Origin of the sequence: Bradyrhizobium sp. SZCCT0148 (assembly GCF_018129985.1) — a bacterium.
Taxonomy (GTDB): Bacteria; Pseudomonadota; Alphaproteobacteria; order Rhizobiales; family Xanthobacteraceae; genus Bradyrhizobium; species Bradyrhizobium japonicum_H.
Window position 1 is genome coordinate 33,906 of record NZ_JAFCKT010000016.1, and the last position, 22,888, is coordinate 56,793.

The 22,888-nt window shown below is 65.5% G+C and carries 22 protein-coding genes; 19 read left to right on the plus strand and 3 right to left on the minus strand.

The window, feature by feature from the left end:
- From JQ580_RS29710 to JQ580_RS29780, 15 genes are all read left to right on the plus strand, one after another.
- On the plus strand, positions 1 to 834 hold the full coding sequence (locus JQ580_RS29710) for a phosphoenolpyruvate hydrolase family protein (protein WP_212284251.1): 834 nt from the start codon (positions 1 to 3) through the stop codon (positions 832 to 834).
- Between the two features lie 25 nt (positions 835 to 859).
- The gene (locus JQ580_RS29715) at positions 860 to 3,769 is read left to right on the plus strand and encodes a flotillin family protein (protein ID WP_212284253.1); all 2,910 of its coding nucleotides are present in this window, start codon (positions 860 to 862) and stop codon (positions 3,767 to 3,769) included.
- 9 nt (positions 3,770 to 3,778) lie between these two features.
- The gene (locus JQ580_RS29720; RefSeq protein ID WP_106952325.1) at positions 3,779 to 4,216 is read left to right on the plus strand and encodes an SRPBCC family protein; all 438 of its coding nucleotides are present in this window, start codon (positions 3,779 to 3,781) and stop codon (positions 4,214 to 4,216) included.
- Positions 4,217 to 4,218: 2 nt separating this feature from the next.
- Positions 4,219 to 4,662 (plus strand): SRPBCC family protein, encoded by a 444-nt coding sequence (locus JQ580_RS29725; RefSeq protein ID WP_140480729.1) that lies wholly within the window; start codon positions 4,219 to 4,221, stop codon positions 4,660 to 4,662.
- Between the two features lie 2 nt (positions 4,663 to 4,664).
- On the plus strand, positions 4,665 to 5,483 hold the full coding sequence (locus JQ580_RS29730) for an FAD binding domain-containing protein (RefSeq protein WP_212284255.1): 819 nt from the start codon (positions 4,665 to 4,667) through the stop codon (positions 5,481 to 5,483).
- A gap of 5 nt (positions 5,484 to 5,488) precedes the next feature.
- Entirely contained in the window at positions 5,489 to 5,965 is a 477-nt protein-coding gene (locus JQ580_RS29735) for a (2Fe-2S)-binding protein (RefSeq protein WP_212284257.1), read from the plus strand.
- An 8-nt stretch (positions 5,966 to 5,973) separates the two neighbouring features.
- On the plus strand, positions 5,974 to 7,566 hold the full coding sequence (locus JQ580_RS29740) for a xanthine dehydrogenase family protein molybdopterin-binding subunit (RefSeq protein ID WP_212284258.1): 1,593 nt from the start codon (positions 5,974 to 5,976) through the stop codon (positions 7,564 to 7,566).
- 1 nt (position 7,567) lies between these two features.
- Positions 7,568 to 8,590, plus strand: coding sequence for a xanthine dehydrogenase family protein molybdopterin-binding subunit (locus tag JQ580_RS29745; RefSeq protein WP_106952329.1), 1,023 nt, complete (start codon positions 7,568 to 7,570; stop codon positions 8,588 to 8,590).
- Positions 8,591 to 8,600: 10 nt separating this feature from the next.
- Entirely contained in the window at positions 8,601 to 9,482 is an 882-nt protein-coding gene (locus JQ580_RS29750) for an AAA family ATPase (RefSeq protein ID WP_212284260.1), read from the plus strand.
- Positions 9,479 to 10,600, plus strand: a complete 1,122-nt coding sequence (locus JQ580_RS29755) for a vWA domain-containing protein (protein WP_212284262.1) — start codon at positions 9,479 to 9,481, stop codon at positions 10,598 to 10,600. The genes JQ580_RS29750 and JQ580_RS29755 overlap by 4 nt, the downstream gene beginning before the upstream one ends.
- On the plus strand, positions 10,597 to 11,481 hold the full coding sequence (locus JQ580_RS29760; RefSeq protein WP_212284264.1) for an amidohydrolase family protein: 885 nt from the start codon (positions 10,597 to 10,599) through the stop codon (positions 11,479 to 11,481). The genes JQ580_RS29755 and JQ580_RS29760 overlap by 4 nt, the downstream gene beginning before the upstream one ends.
- A gap of 30 nt (positions 11,482 to 11,511) precedes the next feature.
- Complete coding sequence (locus tag JQ580_RS29765) at positions 11,512 to 12,360, plus strand: MBL fold metallo-hydrolase (protein ID WP_212284266.1); 849 nt, start codon at positions 11,512 to 11,514, stop codon at positions 12,358 to 12,360.
- Positions 12,361 to 12,380: 20 nt separating this feature from the next.
- Positions 12,381 to 13,955 (plus strand): isochorismatase family protein, encoded by a 1,575-nt coding sequence (locus JQ580_RS29770; protein ID WP_212284268.1) that lies wholly within the window; start codon positions 12,381 to 12,383, stop codon positions 13,953 to 13,955.
- 3 nt (positions 13,956 to 13,958) lie between these two features.
- Entirely contained in the window at positions 13,959 to 14,585 is a 627-nt protein-coding gene (locus JQ580_RS29775) for an FMN-dependent NADH-azoreductase (protein WP_212284270.1), read from the plus strand.
- 303 nt (positions 14,586 to 14,888) lie between these two features.
- Complete coding sequence (locus JQ580_RS29780) at positions 14,889 to 15,374, plus strand: hypothetical protein (protein WP_212284272.1); 486 nt, start codon at positions 14,889 to 14,891, stop codon at positions 15,372 to 15,374.
- A gap of 52 nt (positions 15,375 to 15,426) precedes the next feature.
- Here the strand turns inward: JQ580_RS29780 and JQ580_RS29785 are convergent, their stop codons facing one another.
- Complete coding sequence (locus tag JQ580_RS29785; protein WP_212284274.1) at positions 15,427 to 15,645, minus strand: DUF6894 family protein; 219 nt, start codon at positions 15,643 to 15,645, stop codon at positions 15,427 to 15,429.
- A gap of 356 nt (positions 15,646 to 16,001) precedes the next feature.
- Between JQ580_RS29785 and JQ580_RS29790 the strand changes: the two genes are divergently transcribed.
- On the plus strand, positions 16,002 to 16,340 hold the full coding sequence (locus tag JQ580_RS29790) for a hypothetical protein (protein WP_212284276.1): 339 nt from the start codon (positions 16,002 to 16,004) through the stop codon (positions 16,338 to 16,340).
- Between the two features lie 68 nt (positions 16,341 to 16,408).
- On the opposite strand, the gene ftsH is transcribed toward JQ580_RS29790, so the two are convergent.
- Together ftsH and JQ580_RS29800 are read right to left on the minus strand one after the other, a co-directional pair.
- On the minus strand, positions 16,409 to 18,253 hold the full coding sequence (gene ftsH, locus JQ580_RS29795; protein WP_212284278.1) for an ATP-dependent zinc metalloprotease FtsH: 1,845 nt from the start codon (positions 18,251 to 18,253) through the stop codon (positions 16,409 to 16,411).
- Positions 18,254 to 18,385: 132 nt separating this feature from the next.
- Entirely contained in the window at positions 18,386 to 19,207 is an 822-nt protein-coding gene (locus JQ580_RS29800) for a universal stress protein (protein ID WP_212284280.1), read from the minus strand.
- A gap of 129 nt (positions 19,208 to 19,336) precedes the next feature.
- Between JQ580_RS29800 and JQ580_RS29805 the strand changes: the two genes are divergently transcribed.
- From JQ580_RS29805 to JQ580_RS29815, 3 genes are all read left to right on the plus strand, one after another.
- Positions 19,337 to 20,560 carry an APC family permease gene (locus JQ580_RS29805; RefSeq protein ID WP_212284281.1) on the plus strand — a complete coding sequence of 408 codons (1,224 nt, stop codon included), beginning with the start codon at positions 19,337 to 19,339 and terminating at the stop codon, positions 20,558 to 20,560.
- Between the two features lie 345 nt (positions 20,561 to 20,905).
- A complete protein-coding gene (locus tag JQ580_RS29810; protein WP_212284283.1) occupies positions 20,906 to 22,153 on the plus strand; it encodes an efflux RND transporter periplasmic adaptor subunit in 1,248 nt (415 codons plus the stop codon).
- A gap of 11 nt (positions 22,154 to 22,164) precedes the next feature.
- Positions 22,165 to 22,881: an ABC transporter ATP-binding protein gene (locus JQ580_RS29815; RefSeq protein ID WP_409363235.1), complete on the plus strand. Its 717-nt coding sequence runs from the start codon at positions 22,165 to 22,167 to the stop codon at positions 22,879 to 22,881.
- Positions 22,882 to 22,888: the final 7 nt, after the last annotated feature.

Sequence of the window (22,888 nt, forward strand, 5' to 3'; positions counted from 1 at the left end):
ATGGCCAGGTTTGAACGCGCAGCACTGCTGAAGAGATTTCGCGAGATGGCAAAGCGCGGCGAGCCGATCGTCGGCGGCGGTGCCGGCACCGGCCTATCGGCCAAATGCGAGGAGGCCGGCGGGGTCGATCTCATCGTGATCTACAATTCCGGACGTTATCGGATGGCGGGCCGCGGCTCGCTTGCTGGGCTGATGGCTTACGGCGATGCCAACGCCATCGTACTGGAGATGGCCGGCGAGGTGCTGCCCGTGGTCACGAGAACGCCGGTGCTCGCAGGGGTCAACGGCACCGATCCGTTCCGTGACATGGACGTCTTCCTCGACCAGCTGAAGGCGCTTGGCTTCGCCGGCGTCCAGAACTTTCCGACCGTCGGCCTGATCGACGGCACCTTCCGCGCCAATCTCGAAGAGACCGGGATGTCCTACGCGCTCGAGATCGACATGATCGCCAAGGCGCACGACAAGGACATGCTGACGACACCCTATGTGTTCAGCGAGAAGGAAGCGGCTGCGATGGCGATCGCCGGCGCCGACATCGTCGTCTGCCACATGGGGCTGACGACCGGCGGCTCGATCGGCGCGCAGACGGCACCGAAGCTGAAGGATTGCCCGGCGCGGATCGACACCTGGGCGTCGGCCGCGCTCAGCGTCAATCCTGAGATCCTGGTGCTGGCACATGGCGGCCCGATCGCGGATCCCGCCGACGCCGATTTCATCATGAAGAACACCCGCCATTGCCACGGCTTCTACGGCGCCTCCTCGATGGAGCGGCTGCCGGTGGAACGGGCGCTGACGGAGCAGGTGCGTCAATTCAAGGCGATCGGCGCGCGATAACGCCGAAGGTACGAGGGAGGGAAAGATGTCAGGCAATCTGGTCGGTGAATTGATCCTCTGGCTGATCGTCGCGATCGTCGTCATCGTGGTCGGCGTCTACATCGTGAATTGGCTCTATCACCGTTCATCCAAGGAGACCTCGTTCGTCCGTACCGGTTTCCTCGGCGAACGCGTGGTGATCAACGGCGGCGCCTTCGTGATGCCCTTCATCCACGATTACACACCGGTCAACATGAACGTGCTGCCGATGGGCATCGTGCGTTCCAAGCAGGACGCCGTGATCACCCGCGACCGCATGCGCGTCGACATCGAGGCCGATTTCTATGTCCGCGTGCAGGCGACCCGCGAGGCCGTGTCGATCGCAGCCGCCACGCTCGGCCGCCGCACCATGGAGCCCGAGCAGCTCCACGCCCTCCTCGCCGGCAAGTTCATCTCGGCGATCCGCTCGGTTGCGTCCGAAATGACGCTGGAGCAGATGCACGAGCAGCGTGGCGAGTATGTCGCCCGCCTCAAGGCCAATGCGACGGAGGCCCTCGCCCAGAACGGTCTCGAACTGGAATCGGTCGCGATTACCGATCTCGACCAGACCGACCTCGAATTCTTCAACCCCTCGAACCGGTTCGACGCCGAAGGCCTGACCCAGCTGATGCAGGACATCGAGGCCAAGCGGAAGCTGCGCAACGACATCGAGCAGGACTCGATGATCAAGATCCGCACCCGCAATCTGGAGGCCGAGCGCCAGGCGCTGGAGATCGAGCGCGAGAGCGAGACCGCGCGCCTGGAGCAGGAACGCGACATCGAGATGCGCCGCGCGCTGCAGCGCACGGAAGTCGCCCGTGAACGGGCGCTCCGCGAGACCGAGGCCGAGCAGGCGCAGATCTCCGCGCGCGAGGCGATCGAGCGCGCCCGCATCGCCAATGACCAGGCGATCGCGGAAGCCCGCATCGCCTCCGAGCGCGAGACCCGCCAGAAGGAGATCGAGCGGACCCGCACCATCGAGGAGAAGGAACTGCTGGCGCGCGAGGAGATCGAGAAGACCCGGATCGCCAACCAGCGCTCGATCGATACCACCCGGATCGCCTCCGAGCGCGAGGTGCGCCAGCGCGAGATCGAGCGGATGCGCACGGTCGAGGAAGCCGAGATCGCGGCGCGCGAAGCGATCGAAAAGGCGAGGATCCAGCAGGATCGCGTCGTCACCGACGCCCGCATCGCCAACGAGGAGGAAACACGCCGACGCGAGATCGAGCGCACCCGCGCCGTCGACGAGGCCGAGATCGCCGCGCGCGAGGCGACCGAGAAGGCCCGCATCGCCCAGACGCTGATCGTCAATGTCGAGCGCATCTCCTCGGATGAGAGGACCCGCGCCTTGGAGATCCAGCAGGTGCGTACCATCCAGGAGGCCGAGATCGAGGCGCAGCGCGCGGTAGAGGCCGCCCGCATCGCCCGAGAGCGGACGCTCTCCGCGGAGCGCATCGCCGCCGAGCAGAGCACGCGCCAGCTGGAGATCGAGCGCAACCAGGCGCTCGACGTCGCCGGCATCGCCGCGCGCGAGACCACGGAGGCCTCACGCATTGCCCAGGAGGAGCGCGTGCGCTCGCTGGAGATCGCCCGCAACCGCGCCGTCGAGGAAGCCGACATCGCCTCCCGCGAGGCGATCGAGGCGGCCCGCATCGCCCAGGAGAAGGCCGTTGCGGCCGAGCGCATCCAGGCCGAGCGCGACACCCGTTCGCTCGAAATCGAGCGCACCGGCGTGCTGGAGGCAGCCGAGCTGAAGCGGCGCGACGCCATCGAGCGTCAGCGCATCACCGTCGATCTGGCGCTGGAGGCCGAACGCATCAACTCATCCAAGAAGCGCGAGGTGCTCAACATCGAGCAGAAGAAGGCGATCGAGATCGCCGACGAGGACCGCGTCATCGCGCTGTCGACCAAGAAGTCCGAGCGGATCGATGCCGACCGCCAGGTCCGGCAGGCCGAAATCGTGGCGCGCAAGGAAATCGAGACCACGGATGTCTCGCGCGAGCAGGCGCTGGAGGCGGCTCGCATCGAGCGTCGCCGCTCGATCGAGCAGCTGGAGGTCGCCCGCGTTCAATCCTTGCAAGAGGCCGAAATCGCCTCACGCGAGGAGGTCGAACGCGCCCGCATCGCATCCGATCGGGGCCTCGACGAGGCCCGCGTCGGTCGCGAGCGCGAGCTGCGCAAGCTCGAGGTGAATCGCGAAAAGGAGGTCGAGACCGTCCTGATGGAGAAGGCCATTGCGATCCACACGAAATCCCTGGAAGAGTCCGCCGCCAAGGCGTCGGCCGAGGAAGCGCGGATGCGCGCGACCGAAGCCACCGAGCGCGTCATCACGGCGCGCGAGAGCGAGATCGCCAAGCGGCGCAAGACGGTCGAGGTGCTGCTCGCCGAGACGCAGGCCGAGGAAACCCGCATCGCCGCCGAGGCCGAGCGCGTCCGCGCCGCCGTCGAGGCGGAAGCGCAGCGGCTGCTGAACGAGGCCGAGAACGTGCTGACCGATCAGGCCCGCTACTCGCTGTTCCGCCGCAAGCTGCTTGACCGCATCGAGGGCATCGTGCGCGAGAGCGTCAAGCCGATGGAGAAGATCGAGGGCATCCGCATCCTCCAGGTCGACGGCCTCAACGGCCATGGGAATAGTGGCAGTGGCGGCCGCAGCGCCACCGACGAGGTCATCGATTCCGCCCTGCGCTACCGCGTCCAGGCGCCGTTGATCGATTCGATCCTCGCCGACATCGGTGTCGAAGGCGGCAGCCTCTCCAAGATGCCTGGCCTGATCCGCGAAGCCCGTGACATGCAAGGCATCAAGGAATCCGCGCGCAAGGGCGGCGGGGGCGGAGGTGGCGGCGACAAGCCGGGCGCCCCGCCTGCCCCCTCGGCCGAAGGTGGCGAGCCGCCAGCCGGGCCCAAGAAGAAGAGCTGAGGTCGCGCCATGGCTCGCGTTTACGTCTCCACCGTCGTCAATGCCCGCAACGACCGCGTCTGGGCGCGGGTGCGCGATTTCAACGGCCTGCCGAACTGGCATCCGGCGATCGCCGAAAGCCGCATCGAGGGCGGCGAGCCCTCCGACAAGATCGGTTGCGTACGGGACTTCCGCCTGCGCAACGGCGACCGAATCCGCGAGAAGCTGCTCGGCCTCTCCGACTACGACATGTTCTGTACCTATTCGATCCTGGAATCTCCGATGGGTGTCGAGAACTACGTCGCAACCCTTCGGCTGACGCCCGTCACCGACGGCGACCAGACCTTCATGGAATGGACCGCCGAATTCGACTGCGCGCCGGAGCGCGAGGCCGAACTCGTCGGCAACATCGGCGGCGGCGTGTTCCAGGGCGGGTTCGATGCGCTCAAGCGCGTGTTCGGAGGCTAGCCGTGCCGCATGTCGTCAAGAGCACGATACTGGACGCGCCGACCGATGCGGTGTGGACCGTTCTGCGCGATTTCAACGGGCACGATCGCTGGCACCCGGTCGTCGCGACGTCCTCGATCGAGCGCGCGCAGTCCTCCGACAGGATCGGCTGCATCAGGCGGTTCAAGCTCAACGACGGCTCCGAGCTGCGCGAGCAGTTGCTGGCGCTGTCGGACCTTGAGCAGTCTTTCAGCTATTGCCTGCTCGATACGCCGATGCCGATGTTCAACTACGTCGCCCATGTCCGTCTGCTGCCGGTCACCGACGGCGACCGCACCTTCTGGCACTGGGAGTCCCGCTTCACCACCAAGCCGGAAGATCGCGACCGCATCACGCATATGGTCGCAGAAGACATTTACCAGGCGGGGTTCGAGGCGATCCGCCGCCATCTGAAGGAGGCCGCATAATCATGGCCGTGACAGTGAAGACGTTTGCAAGCGTGAGCGAAGCGGCCGGGGCGTTGTCCTCGGACCGCAGCGCGCGCTATCTCGGCGGGGGCACGCTGGTGATGCGCGCGCTGAACGAGGGCGATGTGGCGATCGCGACCGTCATCCGCGCCCAGGACCAGGCGCTGACCCGGATCGATGCCTCCGGCCCGCGCGTCACGCTCGGCGCCGGCGTGACCTTCGCGCGCGTCCTTGCCGAGCGCGACCTCGCCTTCCTGCACGCGCCCGCCCGCTCGATCGGCGGCCCCGCCGTCCGCAACATGGGCACGGTCGGCGGCAATCTCTTCGCACCCAGTCCCTATGGCGATTTCACCGTGGCGCTGCTGGCGCTCGATGCCACCGTCGCGGTCGCGGGTGGCTTTGGGTCACGCGACATCCCGATCGAAGAGTTCTTGCAGGCGCGCGACCGGCAGGCCGGAACCTTGGTCCTCTCTGTCTCCTGCACCCGGCCGGCGAGCAGCGATGCATTCCGCTATCGCAAGATCGCCCGCATCAAGCCAAAGGGCGGCTCGGTGATCACGCTGGCTGCGCATCTTCCGATCAGCGGCGGGCGAATTGCGGGCGCCCGGATTGCGCTGGGATCGATGGCGCCGACCCAGATCCGCGCCCGTGCCGCCGAGCGTGCACTCGAGGGCCGCTCGCTGGATGCCGCGACCATTGCGGCGGCCGCATCCGCCGCAGCCGAGGGAACATCGCCATCCGACAATGCGCTCGGCAGCGCCTGGTATCGCCGCGAGATCGTCGGCGTCCATCTGCGACGTCTGCTGTCGGGACAGGAATAGAGCCCATGTCCAAGATCCCCCTGCAATTCCGTCACAACGGCCGCGACGTCGCGATTTTCGTCGATGGCGGCACCAATCTGCTGGTTGCACTCCGCGAGATGATCGGCGACATGACGCCGAAATTCGGCTGCGGCCAGGGCGGCTGCGGCACCTGCAGCGTTCTGATCGACGGCGAGCTTCATCTCTCCTGCCTGACGCTGGCGGAGACCGTGGGCGGCCGTTCGATCGAGACGCTCGACGGCATGAAGCAAGGCCCGCATTTGCACCCGCTGCAGCGCGCCTTCGCCGACCATTTCGCGGCCCAGTGCGGCTATTGCACGCCGGGGATGCTGATGGCGGCAAAGGCGCTGCTCGACCGCAATCCTTCGCCGAGCCGCGACGAAGTCGTCGAGGCCATCTCCGGCAATATCTGCCGCTGCACCGGCTACGAGCCGATCATCAACGCCATCCTGGCCGCCGCCGGCGGCCGGGTCAGCGCCTGAGGTCAACCATGCTGGAACTTCGCAAGGACATCTTCGCCGACGAGCGCGACGATAATCTCAATGAAATCGGCAAGGGCACCCAGCGCCAGGACATGCTCGGCCATGTCACGGGGACGTCGAGCTACTTCAACGACCACAAGCTGCAGGGCATGCTGCACCTGAAGGTGGTGCGCTCGACACAGGCGCATGCAAGGATCCGCCGCATCGATACGGCCGAGGCCGAACGTTCGGCCGGCGTGCGTCGCATCATCCGTGGCACCGACGTGCCGGTCAATCTCAACACCCTGCTCAGCCTGATCAACTTCGGCAAGGACGACGAGCCGTCGCTCGCGGTCGACAAGGTCCGTTACAAGGGCGAGCCGATCCTCGCCATCGTCGCCGACAGCGAGCGCGAGGCGTTCGAGGCCATCGCAAAGGTCAAGGTCGATTACGAGCCCCTGCCGACCGTGTTCGACGTCGAGGATGCGCTCAAACCCGGCGCGCCCGTGGTCAACGAGACCTATCCGAAAAACGCGTTCATCTATCACGACGCCTACGACCATCAGCGCCTGCGCTTCGGCGATGCCGACGCGGCGCTCGCGACCGCCGACCACGTGCTGGAGCAACGCTACCAGATGTCGCCGATCGAGCACGCGCCGACCGAGACCAACGGCGCCATTGCCGCACCAGACACCAACGGCCGTTACGTCGTCTACACCTCGACCCAGGCGCTGTTCTTCTCGGTCGACACCTGCGCGAAGATCCTGGACGTGCCCTCCAACACCTTTCACTTCATCGGCGGCACCGTCGGGGGCGGCTTCGGCGGCAAGGTCGACACCTTGACCGAGCCGCTCGCCATCCTCGGTGCGATGCTGACGGGACGCCCCGTGCGCTACGTGTTCGGGCGCGAGGAGGAGATGCAGTATGGGCCGCCGCGCGGAGCCGAACGCATCTACATCAAGGACGGCGTGATGCGCGACGGCCGCATCGTCGCCCGCAAGATCCACGCCTATTTCGACAGCGGCGCCTATACGCGGCTGTCGAGCTACGCCGCCGTGAAGTGCGCAGCCCACCTGCCGGGCCCCTACACCATCCCGAACGTCTATGGCGACGTCTACTGCGTCTTCACCAACCGCACGCCCGCGACCGCCATGCGCGGCTTCGGCGTCACCGCGATGGACTTCGCGATCGAGTGCCAGATGGACAAGCTCGCGAACCTCGTCGGGATGGACCCGATGGAGTTCCGCATTCTCAACGCCTATCGCGACGGCGACATGAAGGCGCACCGGCGCGAGGCCAAGAACACCGCGCTGATCGAATGCGTTCAGGTCGCCGCCGAAAAGGCCAAATGGCCGATCCGCGACGAGTTCAAGCGCGCCTCCTCGCGCAAGGACGGCGGCGGCAGCCGCGCGGCGATCCCACCGACGCCGACGGAGTCGCGTAGCCGTCCGGCTGCACCTGCACAGCAACGCACGAGCTATGACCGCGCGCCGGTGACTGCAACGCGCGAGCCACCGCGTGATCCGCCCCCACCGACACCGCCGCCTCCCCCGCCGCGTCCGCCCGCACCATCCCACGGCGCGACGCGGTTCTCGTCGGTGTTCGGCACCAGGAGACGCTGACATGACCCGGCATCGCGGACGCGGCATGGCGTCGATCAACTATCCCATCGGCATGAACCTTGGCGGCGATCCAAGCCAGGCCCTGGTTCACTCCAATCCCAGCGGCAAGTTCACGGTGGCGCTGTCGTCGATCGACCTTGGCCAGGGCATGAAATCTGTGACGCGGCAGATCTGCGCCGAGACGCTGGGCGTGCCGGTCGAGGACGTCTATGTCGACACGGCGGATTCCGACACCGGCCCGCATTGCATGGGCTCGTTCGCGTCGCGCGGCACCCATCGCGTCGGCAATGCCGTGATGGCTGCGGCCCGGGAAGCGCGCGGCGTCATGATGGAGGCTGCAGCCGAGGAGCTCGAGGTCAACGCTGCCGATCTCGAAACCGACGGCCGCGGCAACATCCACGTCAAGGGCGCCCCGCATCGCTCGATCTCGACCAAGGATGTTGCGATTGCCGCACAGTTCAAGCAGGGCAAGACCATTTCGGGACGCGGCATCTTTCTCGTTCCGCTCTCCGAAGTGAACCCGGAGACCGGCGAGATGTCGCCGGCGACCTGTTACGCCCATGCCTGCCTGGTCGCCGAGGTCGATGTCGACGACGAGACCGGCGAGGTCGCGATGGTGCGGATGGACTCGGCTTACGAGCTCGGGCGCGCGCTCAACCCGCGTCTGGTCGAGCAACAGCTGGTCGGCGGCGCCTGGATGGGTGTCAGCCACGCGCTTTACGAAACTCCGGAGCCTTATTATCCTGATCCCGTTCACGGCCCCCGCGACTTCGTCGAATATTTGATGCCCGGCCCCGGCGACATCTGCCCGCACGATATCGCGGTGCTGGAGCGCCCCGCCCCCGATGGTCCGTTCGGCGCCAAAGGTCCCGGCGAGATGTGCGCCAATCCGGTGCTGCCGGCCGTTGCCAACGCGATCTTCAACGCCGTCGGGGTGCGCATCGACGACCTGCCGATCACGCCCGAAAAGGTGCTGCGCGCAATCAAGGCCCAGGGCGGCGCGCGGCCGCAGGCGCGGCGCTAGGGGATCGGCCGTGGCGGTTCGCAGCAACATCGTCGGCATCGACAGCCCGGAGGCCCTGGAGAAGGCGCTGCGCGCGGCTTATTACCTCGCCGACGAGGGCCTTGCGACATCGGCCTATCTCGGCCTCGCGCTCGGCAAGCCCCTGCTGCTCGAAGGCGCACCCGGTGTCGGCAAGACGGAGGCGGCCAAAGCGATCGCTGCCGTGCTCGGCCGGCGCCTGATCCGCCTGCAATGCTACGAGGGTATCGACGCCTCTGCCGCGCTCTATGAGTGGAACTACCCGCGCCAGATGCTGGCGATCCGGCAGGCCGGCGACGAAAGCATCGACATCTATGGCGAGACCTTCCTGATCGAGCGTCCCATGCTGGCCACGCTCCGCGCGCCCGATTCCACCGTGCTGCTGATCGACGAAATCGACCGCGCCGATCAGGAGTTCGAGGCCTTCCTGCTGGAGTTCCTCTCCGACTTCCAGATCTCGATTCCCGAGCGCGGCACGGTGCGCGCAACCGAACGTCCCGTGGTCGTGCTGACCTCGAATCGGACGCGCGATCTGCACGAAGCGTTGCGCCGTCGCTGCGTCTATCACTGGATCGACTATCCGACCGCGGAGCGCGAAGCGCGAATCATCATGATGCGCGCTTCCAGCGTCGCCGAGGCCACCGCCCGCGCCGTCGTCGCGGCCGTCGAGAAACTGCGGCGTGAGCCCCTGAGCAAGGCGCCCGGCATTGCCGAGGCCGTCGACTGGGCGGAGGCGGCGACGCTGCTGCATAGGGGCGGCGCGCGCTGGCCGGAGGCGTTCAAACGCTCGATCGGCGTGGCGCTGAAGGACGAGGAGGACCTACATTTCATCTCGCCGCGGCTCGATGCGATGCTTGCGGAGGTGACCGCATGACCGCCGAGCCGCAGCTCCCGCGCGCCGCGCGCATCTTCGTCGCCTTTGTACCGCTGCTGCGCGTGAACGGCTTTGCCGTCGCGCCGGAACAGACCACCACATTCCTGGCCGCGATCGAGCTGCTCGGCCCGCGCAGCATCGAGCACATCAGGCAAGCCGCGCTGGCGACACTGGCTCCCCCGCCCGAACGCCGCTCGACCTTCGACCGGCTGTTCGACCTGCATTTCCACGGCAGCGAGGCCATCGAGCGGCCCCGGGACGGCGAAGACGACGAGACCGTCCGGCTTCAGGAGGAGGGCCGCGGTGATGAGGAACCGCTGCTCGCCGACGACGCCAACGAGTCCGGTCTCGCTGCAACCCGAAGCGAGGCGCTGGTCGAGCGCCGCTTCGGGGCGACATCGAGCACTGATGCATTGCGCCGCCTGGCTCGCGAAGCGCCACGCCGGTTGCCGCGGCGGCGCGGCCATCGCCGCATGCATGCCCGACGCGGGCCCTTCGCCGACCTCCGCCGCACCTTGCGCGACAGCGTCCGCAGCGACGGCGAGATCATGCGGCTCGGTCACATGAAGCGGCGCCAGCGCCCGCGCAAGATGCTGCTGCTGATCGACGTCTCCGGCTCGATGAAGAGCCGCACCGAGGAGAACCTGAAGCTCGCACATGCGCTGGTGCAGGCGGCCCCCAGTGTCGAGGTCTTCACCTTCGGCACGCGGCTGACCCGCATCACCCGCCCGCTGCGGCTGAAGCGCCGCGAGCAGGCGATGAACGCCGCCGCGCATCTCGTCAGCGACTGGGACGGCGGCACCCGCATCGGCGATGCGCTGCAAGCATTCCTCGCCGTGCCGCGCTTCGGCGGCTATGCGCGCGGCGCCGCCGTGGTGATCGTCTCCGATGGTCTCGAGCGGGGCGAGCCCGACGCACTTCGCGACGCCGTCGCGAAGCTGTCGCGGCGGGCTTGGCGCCTGAGCTGGCTGACGCCGCTGGCGACGAGTCCCGGTTTTCGCCCGCAGACCGAAGCGCTCGTCGCAATCGAGCGCTTCGTCGACGACCTCGTGGATGGCGGTTCGAGTGCATCGATCGTCGCCCACATTCTGGCATTGGGACGAAGGAGAGCGGCGTGACCGGGATTGTCGACGGCCATCATCACATCTGGCGGCAGGCCGACCTGCCCTGGCTGACCGGCCCCATGCAGCCGCGGATCTTCGGGCCTTATGAACCGATCCGTCGCGACTATCCGATTCAAGAATTTCTTGATGACCTCATGGGCTCCGGCGTCACGCGATCGGTCTATGTGCAGACCAACTGGGCCAACGACCGCTTCGAGGACGAGACGGCCTGGGTGCAACAGACCAAGGACGAGCACGGTTGGCCACACGCGATCGTGGCATATGCCGATTTTGCCGTGGACGATGTGCGCCCACAGCTCGATCGCCTGAAGCGCTATCCGCTGGTGCGCGGCGTGCGCATGCAGCTGCACTGGCATGAGAACCCGTTGTACCGCTTTGCAGCCCGGGCGGATCTCTGCGCCGATCCGATGATCCGCCGCAACGTCGCGCGTCTCGCCGACTATGGCTGGAGCTTCGACCTGCAGGTCTTCACCCCGCAGATGCCGGACGCCGCCGCGCTGGCCGAAGCCTGCCCCGACGTGACCTTCATCCTCCAGCATGCCGGCATGCTGGAGGATCTATCGCCTTCCGGCCGCGCCGCCTGGCGCAGCGGGATGGCCCGGCTCGCCGCCTGCCCGAACATCGTATCGAAATTGTCCGGGCTCGGCACCTTCATCCATCGCAACGACCCGGCGCACATTGCCGCCGTGCTCACCGATACCGTCGCCATCTTCGGCGCCGAGCGCTGCCTGTTCGGCTCCAATTTTCCGATCGAGAAATTGTGGACCAGCTATCGCGAGCTCGTCGGCGCCTTTCGCGCGGCGGCCGCGCCGTTCAGCGCGGAGCAGCAGGACGCCATCTTCAGGACGACCGCGACGCGAGTCTACCGGCTTTGACAAACAAGAAACAGACAGGGAGGGCAACGAATGGCGCTGGAAATCAAGATCCTGGACTATGGCGATATCGAACTGGAATCGAGCTTTCTGGTGCTTGGCCGCGACTGCGGTCGCACCCGCCGCGTCCTCACCCTCGGCTTCCTGATCCTCGGGGGCAAATATCCGGTCGTGGTCGACACCGGCTACCGCTCCAACCAGATCATGGAGACGCTGGGCATGCGCGGGCTGCAGTACCACGAGAACATGATCGAAAACCAGCTGGCGCGCCACGGCGTGCGCATGGGCGACGTCCGCTTCGTCTGCCACACCCATCTGCACATCGACCATGCCGGCAAGGATGATCTGTTTTCGATGAACACGACCGTCGTGCTCAACCGCAAGGAGCTCGAATATTCCGTCTCCGGCCTGATGCATCCGCAATATCCGGCGCCCGACATCAAGCACCTGATCGACCGCCTGCACACCAAGAGCGCGCTGCGCTTCCTTGATTTGGAGATCACCGGCCCGATCGAGCTGATGCCCGGCGTCTATTGCGACGCTGCCAACGCGCACACCGAGGGCTCGATGAACGTCATCGTCGAGACCGCCGACGGCATTGCGACGATCTGCGGCGACGTGATCTACGACTTCAACGATCAGATCGTGACGCCCTTCAACGAGATCAACGATTGGGAGCCGCGCACGACAGGCAACCATGGCACCAGCAAACGCGCCGAGAAGGCCTCGATCAAGAAGCTGCTGAGCAATTCGCGCTATCTGCTGCCGGTGCACGACCGCCCCGCCAAGATCGAAGGCGGCAACGTCGTCGGGCGCCTGCACGATCAGGTCCCCGGACCGATCGTGCAGTCCCTGCCCGCGCGCAACTGGTTCCCGGCCTGAATGACCGGAGGGATCGACCGATGACGCACGTCACCTTGCGAAGCGAATTCGAAACCCTGGTCGACCCCTACGCGCCGGTCGCGCAGGTCGGCACCGGATTCGACTTCACGGAGGGGCCGATCTGGCACCCGGTCGACCACTATCTGCTGTTCTCGGATATGCCGGGCGACGTACGCCGTCGCTGGGACCCGCGGCGCGGTGTGGCCGAGGTCAAGCGTCCCTCGAACAAGTGCAACGGCATGACCTATGATGCCGAGCTCAACCTGATCGTCTGCGAGCACGCGACCTCGTCGCTGATCCGCGAACGGTCGGACGGGCGACGCGAGGTGCTGGCATCGCATTTCCAGGGCCAGGAGCTGAACAGCCCGAACGACGTCTGCGTGCACTCCTCCGGCGCGATCTATTTCTCGGACCCCTGGTATGGCCGCATGCCGGTCTATGGCGTCGAGCGGCCGCGCCAGCTCGGCTTTCAGGGCGTCTATCGCGTCGTGCCCGGGGGCGAGCCGAAGCTCGTGGTCGAGCGCAATTTGTTCGACCAGCCGAACGGGCTGTGCTTTTCGCCGGACGAGGCGCTGCTCTATGTCAACGACACCGTGCAGGCGCTGATCCGCGTCTTCGACGTCAATGCCGACGGCTCGCTGTCGAATGCGCGGGTGTTCGCAAGCGGCATCCGCTCCGAGCTGGAGGCCGGCCTGCCCGACGGCATGAAATGCGACCAGCATGGCAATGTCTGGGTCACCGCGCCCGGCGGCGTCTGGGTCTATTCGCGACGCGGTGAGTTGCTCGGCAAGGTCCGCGTGCCAGAGATGGTCGCGAACCTCGCCTGGGGCGGACCGGATTTCCGTACGCTGTATCTAACCTCGACGCATTCGGTCTACGCCATTCCGACCAAGGTCGGCCCGCGGCATGAGCCCTACATGGCTGGCCGGCGAAGCGGCGGCGGCCAGGCGGCAAGCGCCTCGCCAACGGCGCCGATCCTCGCCGACGGCGACATGCGGCTCGATCCGCAGCGCTGTGCCATGATCATCCAGGATCTCCAGAACGACGTCATCATGGATGGCGGAGCTTTCGCCGAGTCGGGCGCGCCCGGGCATGCGAAGCAGCAGCACGTCGTCGAGAATGTCCGCCGCCTCGCCGAGACCGCGCGGGCCCGTGGCGTCGCCATCATCCACGTCTGGTTCGTGGTTGAGCCGGGCGCACCCGGCGTGACGCTGAACGCACCGCTGTTCGAAGGCTTGGTCGACAGCAAGGCGATGGTGCGCGGCAGCTGGGGCGCGGCACCCGTTTCCGGGCTAGAACCGCGGCCGGGCGATTTCGTCGTCGAGAAGATGCGGATGAGCGCCTGGGAAGGCACGCGGCTGGAAACCATCCTCAAGGCGACCGGGCGCGACATGATCATCAACACCGGTGCCTGGACCAACATGTCGGTCGAGCACACCGCCCGCACCGGGGCCGACAAAGGTTACTTCATGATCGTGCCTGAAGATTGCTGCTCGACCATGAACGCCGACTGGCACAATGCCTCGATCAACTTCGCAATGCAGAACGTTGCCATCGTCACGAGAGCGGACGCCGTTATCAACGCGCTGAGATGAGCGGTGGCAAAGCTCCTGCACATCTCCTGCTCACCCCGCGCCGACTCCGAGTCGACCGCCGGTGCGCGCGTCTTTCTCGACGGATTTCGCCAGGCGCGGCCCGACTGGGACCTCGACGTCATGGACCTCTGGCGAGAGCGGATGCCGGAATTCTCGGGCCCGATCGTCGAGGCCAAATACGCCCGGCTGACCGGGCAGGCATTCAACGACGCGCAGCGCGCCGGCTTTGCAGAGGCCGAGCGGATGGCGCTGCGGTTTTCGTTGGCCGATCGCGTGCTGATCTCGACGCCGATGTGGAACTTCGGCATTCCCTACAAGCTCAAGCAATGGTTCGACATCATCGTGCAGCCCGGGCTGACGTTTCGGTTCGACCCATCGCAGGGCTATCTGCCGCTGCTCGAGGACCGGCCGACGCTGGTGATTCTCGCCAGCGGCAGCGACTTCGCCACCGGCATGAACCGCGGCCGCATCGACATGGCGACGCCCTACCTGCGCGACATCCTGCGCTTCATCGGTATCGACAATGTCCGTTTCGTGCCGATCGGGCCAACCACGGGACCGCAGCAGCCGATCGAGGCTGCGCGGAATAGGGCCCATCGACGTCTGGCCGCACTGGCCACGAATTTCTGAGCACCTGGCACCGCTTGGCAACACGAGCCCCGTGCGATGCGGGCAAGCGTCGGCCTGTCCGGCGCGCCCATAGTTGCACCGATCTTGACATCAGTGGGTGGCAAGGCGTCGTCGTCGGCATCAGCGGCACCGCCGGGCACTGCGATCGACGTGCGCATCGTCGAGCTGCTGTCGGATGATCCGCACCGCGCGGCTCCCCCTCGTGGTTTTCGTCCGCCGCGGAGCGGCAGCAGGATTGATTCACCGCAAGAGCCCGGAGCGTGGTCCTGATATTCAAGCCTTCAATCAGCAAGGAATGGTCGGATGACGCTGAAGAATTGGTGCGCGGTTCTGGTGATTTCGGCGGGCGCGGTCTCATCCGCAATTGCCCAGTCCGACTTTCCGCCCTCCGCGAACAGCAAGCAGGAAGCGCCTCGCCTCGTCGAGGTCATGAGCATGGTCCAACTTCAGCATCTCAAGTTGTGGCATGCAGGCAAGGCGGGTAACTGGGACCTCGCCGCGTATGAACTGCGCCAATTGACCAATAGCTTGGCAGAAGCGGCCCTCTTCTACCCGGCAATTCCGATCAGCAACGTGACCACGATGAAGCAGCCGCTGCTCTCGATCGCCGACGCGATCGCGGCGGGAGACAATCGCAAGTTCGCCGTTTCCATGCGCGGGCTGACCGACGGCTGTAACGCCTGTCACACCTCGATGGGACGCGGCTTCATCGCGATCGCCGTTCCGACCGGCGGGCAACCGCCCGCCAATCAGATCTTTTCGCCAGCAGCCAGCGGCAAGAAGAAATAATGCGGCCGGGCCGAACGATCGCGGCCCGGCTTGCGCGGCGGCGGGCCAGTGATCAGGTGGCGTCTGGATAAATTCGCTCGTGGTGGACTTCCCGGCCGTTCTCATCGATGACGACGACCCGCAGGTCGGGATGGCCTGTCGGCTTTTCTCTGCGAACCTGGTCGGCCAAGCTCTTGCTGTGCGCGATGGCGGCCCCGTCACTCACAAGCTCCAATCCGGACCTGTCCCGGAGCGGCACGCCGTCCTTGATGTCGAAATAGTAAGTTTGCATGGACCCATTCTGGCGGCTTCTGCGCCGCCCTGTTGAAATCGTGATTCTGAAAAAAGGAGCCGCCGAGATGGGGGATTGACCTCGGCGGCCATCTGGGAGCGTAACCGTCGATCGGGTTACGCAACTGACATATTAAGGCATCAACGGAGTTCGGGCTTGATGCGGATCAAGCAGGCTGCAGCGCCTTGATCAGGAGGCAGGCTCGCGCCGGCATCCCCATGGCGCTCGCTGCACCTTTGCGCTACCATGACACCGGACCGCCACTGCGATCCGGGGGACAGCATCCTCGCCAGCCTCCGCCGTGGCGGTAATATGTACGGGGTGCACGTAACCGTCGAGTTACGGGGGAATACGCCATGTATCGATACATCGCGCGGGCGAATGTCGACCACTACATCGCGCTGCTGAATGGCGCCGACCTTGCGCCCGACCGCCGGAGCGCGATCACCAAAATGCTGATTTGCGAAGAGGACGGGCTCGGACACGATCTGGAGCAGCTCGAGTTTGCCGAAAGTCGAACCGCAGCCGGGCGTAAGCGCGTGGACCAAGTCACGAAGCTGCGCGACGGCTTTGCCTTCGGATCGCTCGAACGGCGACAAGCCGATGAGCTGTTGGTGAACATCGTGAATCTTCAAACGCTCCTGGAGGATTCGTGTCATCGCATGCGAAAGAAGATCAGCTCGCGCGGTCTTTGATCTTTCCGACAGGCTGAACGGGCACTGGCCACAAGCAACGCGACGTCGGGTCCCTCAACCCCGTGCCATCACGCGGCAACCGACCCGCTTTCGCCACTACGCTGACCTAGTAACGGCGCAAACTGCTCGGACGTCAGGGTCTCATTTGCGATCAGCAGTTCGGCGCCGGCATCGAGATCAGCCCGCCGGCGCTGCAGGATCTCCCGGGCGCGGCGGTCTCCCTCCTCGATCAAATTGCGCACGGCGAGATCGATCTCGCGGCCGGTTGCCTCGGCGGCCGCAACGATCTTGTCCTGCACCGCCACGAGAAAGGCCTGCGGCTTCGGCGCATAGGTGCGTTGCCCGACCGTCTCGTCCATCCCGTACTTGGTGACCATTTCGATCGCGATTTCGGTCGCACGTTGAAGGTCATCGGCTGCACCGGTCGAGATCGCCCCGTCGAAGATCAAATGCTCCGACGCGCGTCCTCCCATCAGCACGGCGATGCGGTTCTTCAGTTCCTCGACCGTCAACAGAAACCTGTCTTCGGTCGGACGCTGAATGGTGTATCCGAGCGCGCCGATTCCGCGCGGGACGATGGACACCTTCTGCACGGGATCGACGCCGGGCAGGCTGGCCGCAACGAGCGCATGGCCCATCTCGTGATACGCGACCCTGCGCCGTTCGCCCTTGCTTAGCACCCTGCTCCTCTTCTCGATGCCGGCGACGATCCGCTCGATCGCCGTGACGAAATCATCGAACGTGACCTCCGCGGCGCTCCGTCTGGTCGCCGCGATCGCGGCTTCGTTGATGAGGTTTGCAAGGTCGGCCCCGGTGAAGCCGGTCGTGAGACCAGCCACCTTGTCGAGATCGACCTCCTTGCTGATGTGGATCTTGGGGGCGTGCACCTTCAGGATCGCGACGCGCCCGATCTTGTCCGGCCGATCAACCAGCACCTGGCGGTCGAACCGGCCCGCGCGCAGCAGGGCCGGATCCAGCACCTCGGGCCGGTTGGTGGCCGCCAGCAGAATGACGCCGCCGCTCGGGTCGAAGCCGTCGAGTTCGGACAGGAGCTGATTGAGGGTCTGTTCCTTCTCGTCGTAACCGCCGAACGACTGCGGCCCGCGGCTGCGTCCCAGCGCATCGAGCTCATCGACGAAGATGATGCATGGCGCCGCCTTGCGGGCCTGCTCGAACAGATCCCGAACCCGGGCGGCGCCGACGCCGACGAACATCTCCACGAATTCCGAGCCCGAGATCGAGAAGAACGGGACGCCGGCCTCTCCCGCCACCGCGCGGGCCAGCAATGTCTTTCCCGTCCCCGGCGGTCCGACGAGCAGGATGCCCTTGGGGACGTGCGCTCCCAAGCGACCATAGCTCTTGGGATCCCTCAGAAACGAGACCACTTCCTGCAGCTCGAACTTCGCCTCGTCCACCCCGGCGACATCGGCGAAGGTGACCTTGATGTCCTTCTCGACGTAGACCTTTGCGCGGGACTTGCCGATCGACATCAGCCCGCCCAGGCCCTGGGCGCCACCGATCCCGCGGCCCATCCAGAACCAGATCAGGAAGAAGGCGATGACCGGAAAGATCCAGGACAGCAATGTCTGCAACGCTCCACCACCGGGAACGCCGGTGACGCTCACGCCCTTCGCCGCGAGCTTTTCGGCCAAGGCCATATCGACCCGGGCGGAGATGAAAGCGGACTTGCCGCCCGGAAGCGGCTCTTTCAATTTCCCCTGGATCGTATCCGAGCCGACGGACACCTCCGCGATCTTGTCCTGGGCGAGCAACTGCTCGAACTGGCTGTAGGGAATGGTTTCGGTCGAACTGTACGCAGCGAGGCCGAACTGCAGCACGACGAGCAGCAAGCCACCGGCCAGAATGGCCGCCATCGCGAGGCCCGGCTTCCGTGAACCTTGATCGGATTCCAACCTGCTCTCCCATCCGCCATCAGCAGCTTGAATGGTAATGACGAAAGGGAGGTCTCTGCTTGATTCAGCTCAACACCGCGACCGGCTCCCATTCGCGCGACTGAAAGAGGGGATCGGTTTGGCGTGTTGGCGTCAATGCGACATCAGCAGGCAGGTCGGAGCCTGCTGCAGCAGGCTCTGCGTCATGCCGCCGAAAATCCATTCTCCCAGTCGGCTATGTCCATACCCGCCGGTCACGACGAGGTCGGCGCCGACGTCGGCGGCCAGCCGAACGAGATAGCCTGCGTCGGGTTCCGCCGTATGCACGCGCACCTCGTGCTGGCAATTGACGCCGTGCCGCTGAAGATACCTGGCAACGTCTCGCACCCGATCACGCGCGGCATCCTGTTCGCTCGACGTGCAGATTTCGGCGATCGTGACTTGCGAAGCCCGCGTCAGAAACGGCAGTGCGTCACGAACGGCCAGTCGCGCCTCCCGGGCATCTTTCCAGCCGACCACGATCCGATCACCCGACAATGCGGTGATGCCGTCCGGCACCGCGAGGATCGGACGGCCCAGCCGCAACATGGCTCCGGCCGCATCGAGATAGTGAGTGGATTTGGCCTTCAGCCGGCTGCGCCGGACCACGACAAGGTCCGCCGCCCTGGACTGCTCGACCAGGAATTCCGTCGGAAAGCCAATCGCCCAACGCCATTCCACCTTTTCGCTCGGCAGGCGAACAATGCGCCTGAACCATGCCTCCTTCGCCGAAAGAGTCGCGCGCATGCGCGCGAGATCGTCGGCGGTCGTCTGCTCGATGATCACGCCTTCGGCGACGAACGGAGGCTCCACTGCGATGGCCGAGACGCCGAGCAGGGCCGCCCCAAAGCTGTTCGCGACGCCTTCAGCGACCGCGATCTGCCCCTCGTCCTGCTGCTGGGAATCGACGTAGACCATGACGCTGGCAAGAGACATCGCGCTGCTCCTTTGCTCGGATCACCTCTTTATCTCGCGTTTCCCGGCGATCCCGTTGACGCAAATCAAGCGGCCCTGAGGACGGTCAGTTACTGACATCCGGTCAAGCAAGCGATCGCTTCTCTTCAAATGACCGATTCATCCGCCGACATTTCAGGCAATCTGCGCCGCCGGCTCGGCCTTCCCTTGCTTGTCCTCTACGGGACCGGCATCACGATCGGCGCTGGCATCTATGTTCTGATCGGCGCCGTGGCCGGGCACGCCGGCCCATATTCCGTATGGTCGTTCCTGCTGGCAGCCTTGGTGATGGGGCTCACGGTGGCATCCTACGCGGAGATGGCGACGAGATATCCGGTGAGCGCCGGTGAAGCAGCCTATGTGCGAGCTGCATTCGATTCCCGGCTGCTCTCGACGATCGTCGGGCTCCTGACACTGTGCACGGGTGTGGTCGCAGCCAGCGCGGTCACTCTGGGCAGTGTCGGCTATATCAGGCAATTCGTCGATCTACCCACGCCAGTCATCGTCGTCGCGGTCGTCATGTCGCTGGGAGCGATCGCAGCCTGGGGGATTCTCGAGTCCGTCGTGTTGGCCGGTGTGTTTACGGTCATCGAAGCCGGAGGGCTCGCATGGATCATTCTCGCGGCCATTTGGCATATGCCATCATTCCCCTCGGCGCTCGTCGCCTTTCCACCGATCAACGCAGCAGCCCTCTCGGGAATCGCCTATGCATCCCTGCTCGCGTTCTTCGCCTTTGTCGGATTCGAGGACCTGGCAAACGTGGTCGAAGAGGCCAGGATTCCGCACAGGGACATTCCGCGCGCCATGGCTCTCACTCTCATGATAACATCGGCCCTGTACATTCTCATCGCCGCGATATCGATTACAGCCGTGCCGACGGATCGCCTGGCCGCCTCGCCTGCTCCGCTCAGCCTGGTATTCCGCACCGTAACGGGCATGGAGCCGGTGCCGCTCAACGTGATTGCCGTCGTCGCGACGCTGAATACCGTCCTCGCCCAGATGACCATGGCCGCGCGCGTCATTTACGGAATGTCGCGGCAGGGCGACCTGCCACGCCTGTTATCTCGCGTCCACGCGAGCACCGGCACACCCGTGATCGCGACCGGCCTGGTCATGATTTCCGTGATCGCCCTCGCGCTCGTATTTCCGATCGAACGACTGGCCACCGGCACCTCGGTCGCCACGCTGGCGACGTTTGCGATGGTGAACTTGTCACTGCTCTGCATTCGCGCGCGCCATGTCCATTCGGTCGAACGGCACGTTCGGATTCCGATCTGGGTGCCGATCCTGGGGCTCCTGACGTGTCTGGCCATGATCGGGGTCGCGATCACCTAGGGATCGCGCTTCCCGACCCAAGGAGCGAGCCTTGTACGGCTCTGCCGCGACCCGGCATGTCAACCGGCCTTAGCCGCAGGCGCGACGTCGCCTCGGATCCCTTGGACCGCGATGGCAGACTGGATGGTCCCTCGGGGGTCGAAGTGTCGAGGATGGCAATCGCGCGGCGCGGGTGCCACCGGCCATGTCTGACACCATGAGAAGATTTGGAGAGCGCGAACTCATGGATGTCAAGCGCGGCGCTTTCTGCTAATTGACAGTGGTCAAGCGCATGGCTTACGGCTTGCCCAATTAGACATTTTCTCAAAGTCTGCGCTGTTTTGTTCGAAAGTCCATGATCAGACCATGACTTTGCCCCAGGCCTTGAACGACGGCGCACCCGACGCCCCCGATCTGTCCGCGCTTGCCATCGATCGTAGCGCTGGCTCGCGGCGCCGCAGGCAATTCCGCCGGCTCCTGGGACGGGTCCTTCTCGTCGCGCTGCTCGTCGGCATCGCCGGCGCAATCTGGATGTGGCGGCGGCATACGCAGATCGTCGTCGAAACGGCGGTCGTCTACTCCGTCTATCCGTCGCAGGCGCTGACGCTGCTGAACGCGACAGGGTACGTCGTAGCGCAACGCAAGGCGTCCGTCGCCTCGAAGGCGACAGGCCGTCTCGAATGGCTCGGTGTGCTCGAAGGCAGCAAAGTGCACGAGGGTGAGCTGATCGCCCGGATCGAGAGCAGCGACACGGCGGCGATGCGCGACCAGGCAGCCGCCAACGTGCAGGTTGCGGAGGCCAACCTCGCCCAGGGACGGGCGGAGCTCACGCAAGCGGAAATCGCGTTCAAGCGCTCCGAGGCCCTCGGCGAGAAGAACATCATCAGCGACTCGACGCGCGAAACCGCCGAGGCACGCCTTGCCAAGGCGCGCGCTGCGTTTGCCGGGTACGGGGCCGCCATCGCCGCGGCGCAGGCCAATCTCCGCGCCTCCGAAGTAGCCGTCGGACAGACCCAGATCCGGGCGCCGTTCGACGGCGTCGTCCTGACGCGGCACGCCAACGTGGGCGACACGATCACGCCGTTCTCACAGGCGGTCGACACGAAGGGCGCGGTCGTCACCATTGCCGACATGGACTCGCTGGAAGTGGAAGCCGACGTCGCGGAGTCGTCGTATCTCAGCATCCATGTCGGACAACCGGTCGAGATCCAGCTCGACGCGATCCCCGGCGAGCGTTTCGAGGGCGTGGTCAGCCGGATGGTGCCGACCGTGGATCGCGCCAAGGCGTCGACCCTCGTCAAAGCCCGGTTCGTGAAGCGCGACCCGAGAATGCTTCCGGACATGAGCGCCAAGGTGGCTTTCCTCGAACGTGAAGTGTCCGAATCGGAGCGCAAGCCCGTTCTTGCGGTGCCGATGGCGGCCGTCTTCGAGTTCGATGGGAAACAGCATCTCTATGTTGTCGAGGATGGCAAGGCCCGTCTGCGGAGCGTGGATCTCGGAGCAAAGGTGGGTGATCAGATCGAGGTCCGCGACGTCAAAGCCGGCACGCGCGTCGTGGTCAGGCCGCTCGACGATCTGGTCGACGGGCGCGCAGTGAAGCAGGCCACGAAGTGACCGTGGTTCACATCTCCGAGGCGCGGACCGGAGAGGACGTTCTGATCGCGCTGAGCGACGTCAGCAAGAGCTACCGGCGCGGCGCGCAGATCGTCCCGGTCCTTGCCAAACTCACATTCGACATCCGCCGCAAGGAGTTCCTCGCCCTGATGGGCCCGTCGGGGTCGGGCAAATCGACCATGCTCAACCTGATCGCCGGCATCGATAGTCCGGACAAGGGCTCGATCAGGGTGGGAGGCGAGGACATCACGCTGCTTCCGGAAGCCGAACTGGCCGACTGGCGCGCGGCGAACGTCGGCTTCATCTTCCAGTTCTACAATCTGATGCCGGTGCTCACGGCCCTCGAGAACGTCGAGCTGCCTCTCACGCTCACGAGCCTGGGGCGGCGTGAGCGCAGGGATCGGGCGCAACTTGCGCTCAGCCTGGTCGGCCTCAGCGATCGCGTCAAGCATTTGCCCTCGGAACTCTCGGGCGGACAGCAGCAGCGCGTCGCCATCGCGCGGGCGATTGTGACCGACCCGACGGTGCTTGTGGCCGACGAGCCGACGGGCGACCTCGACCGGCAGTCAGCGAAGGAGGTGCTCGAGATCATGCAGCGGCTCAACCGCGACATGGGCAAGACGATCGTGATGGTCACGCATGATCACCGCGCCGCTGCGCATGCGAAACGCATCATGAGTCTGGAGAAAGGCGATCTCTCCTATCTGGTGGAGCAGCGGCTTGAGTGAGTGCCGG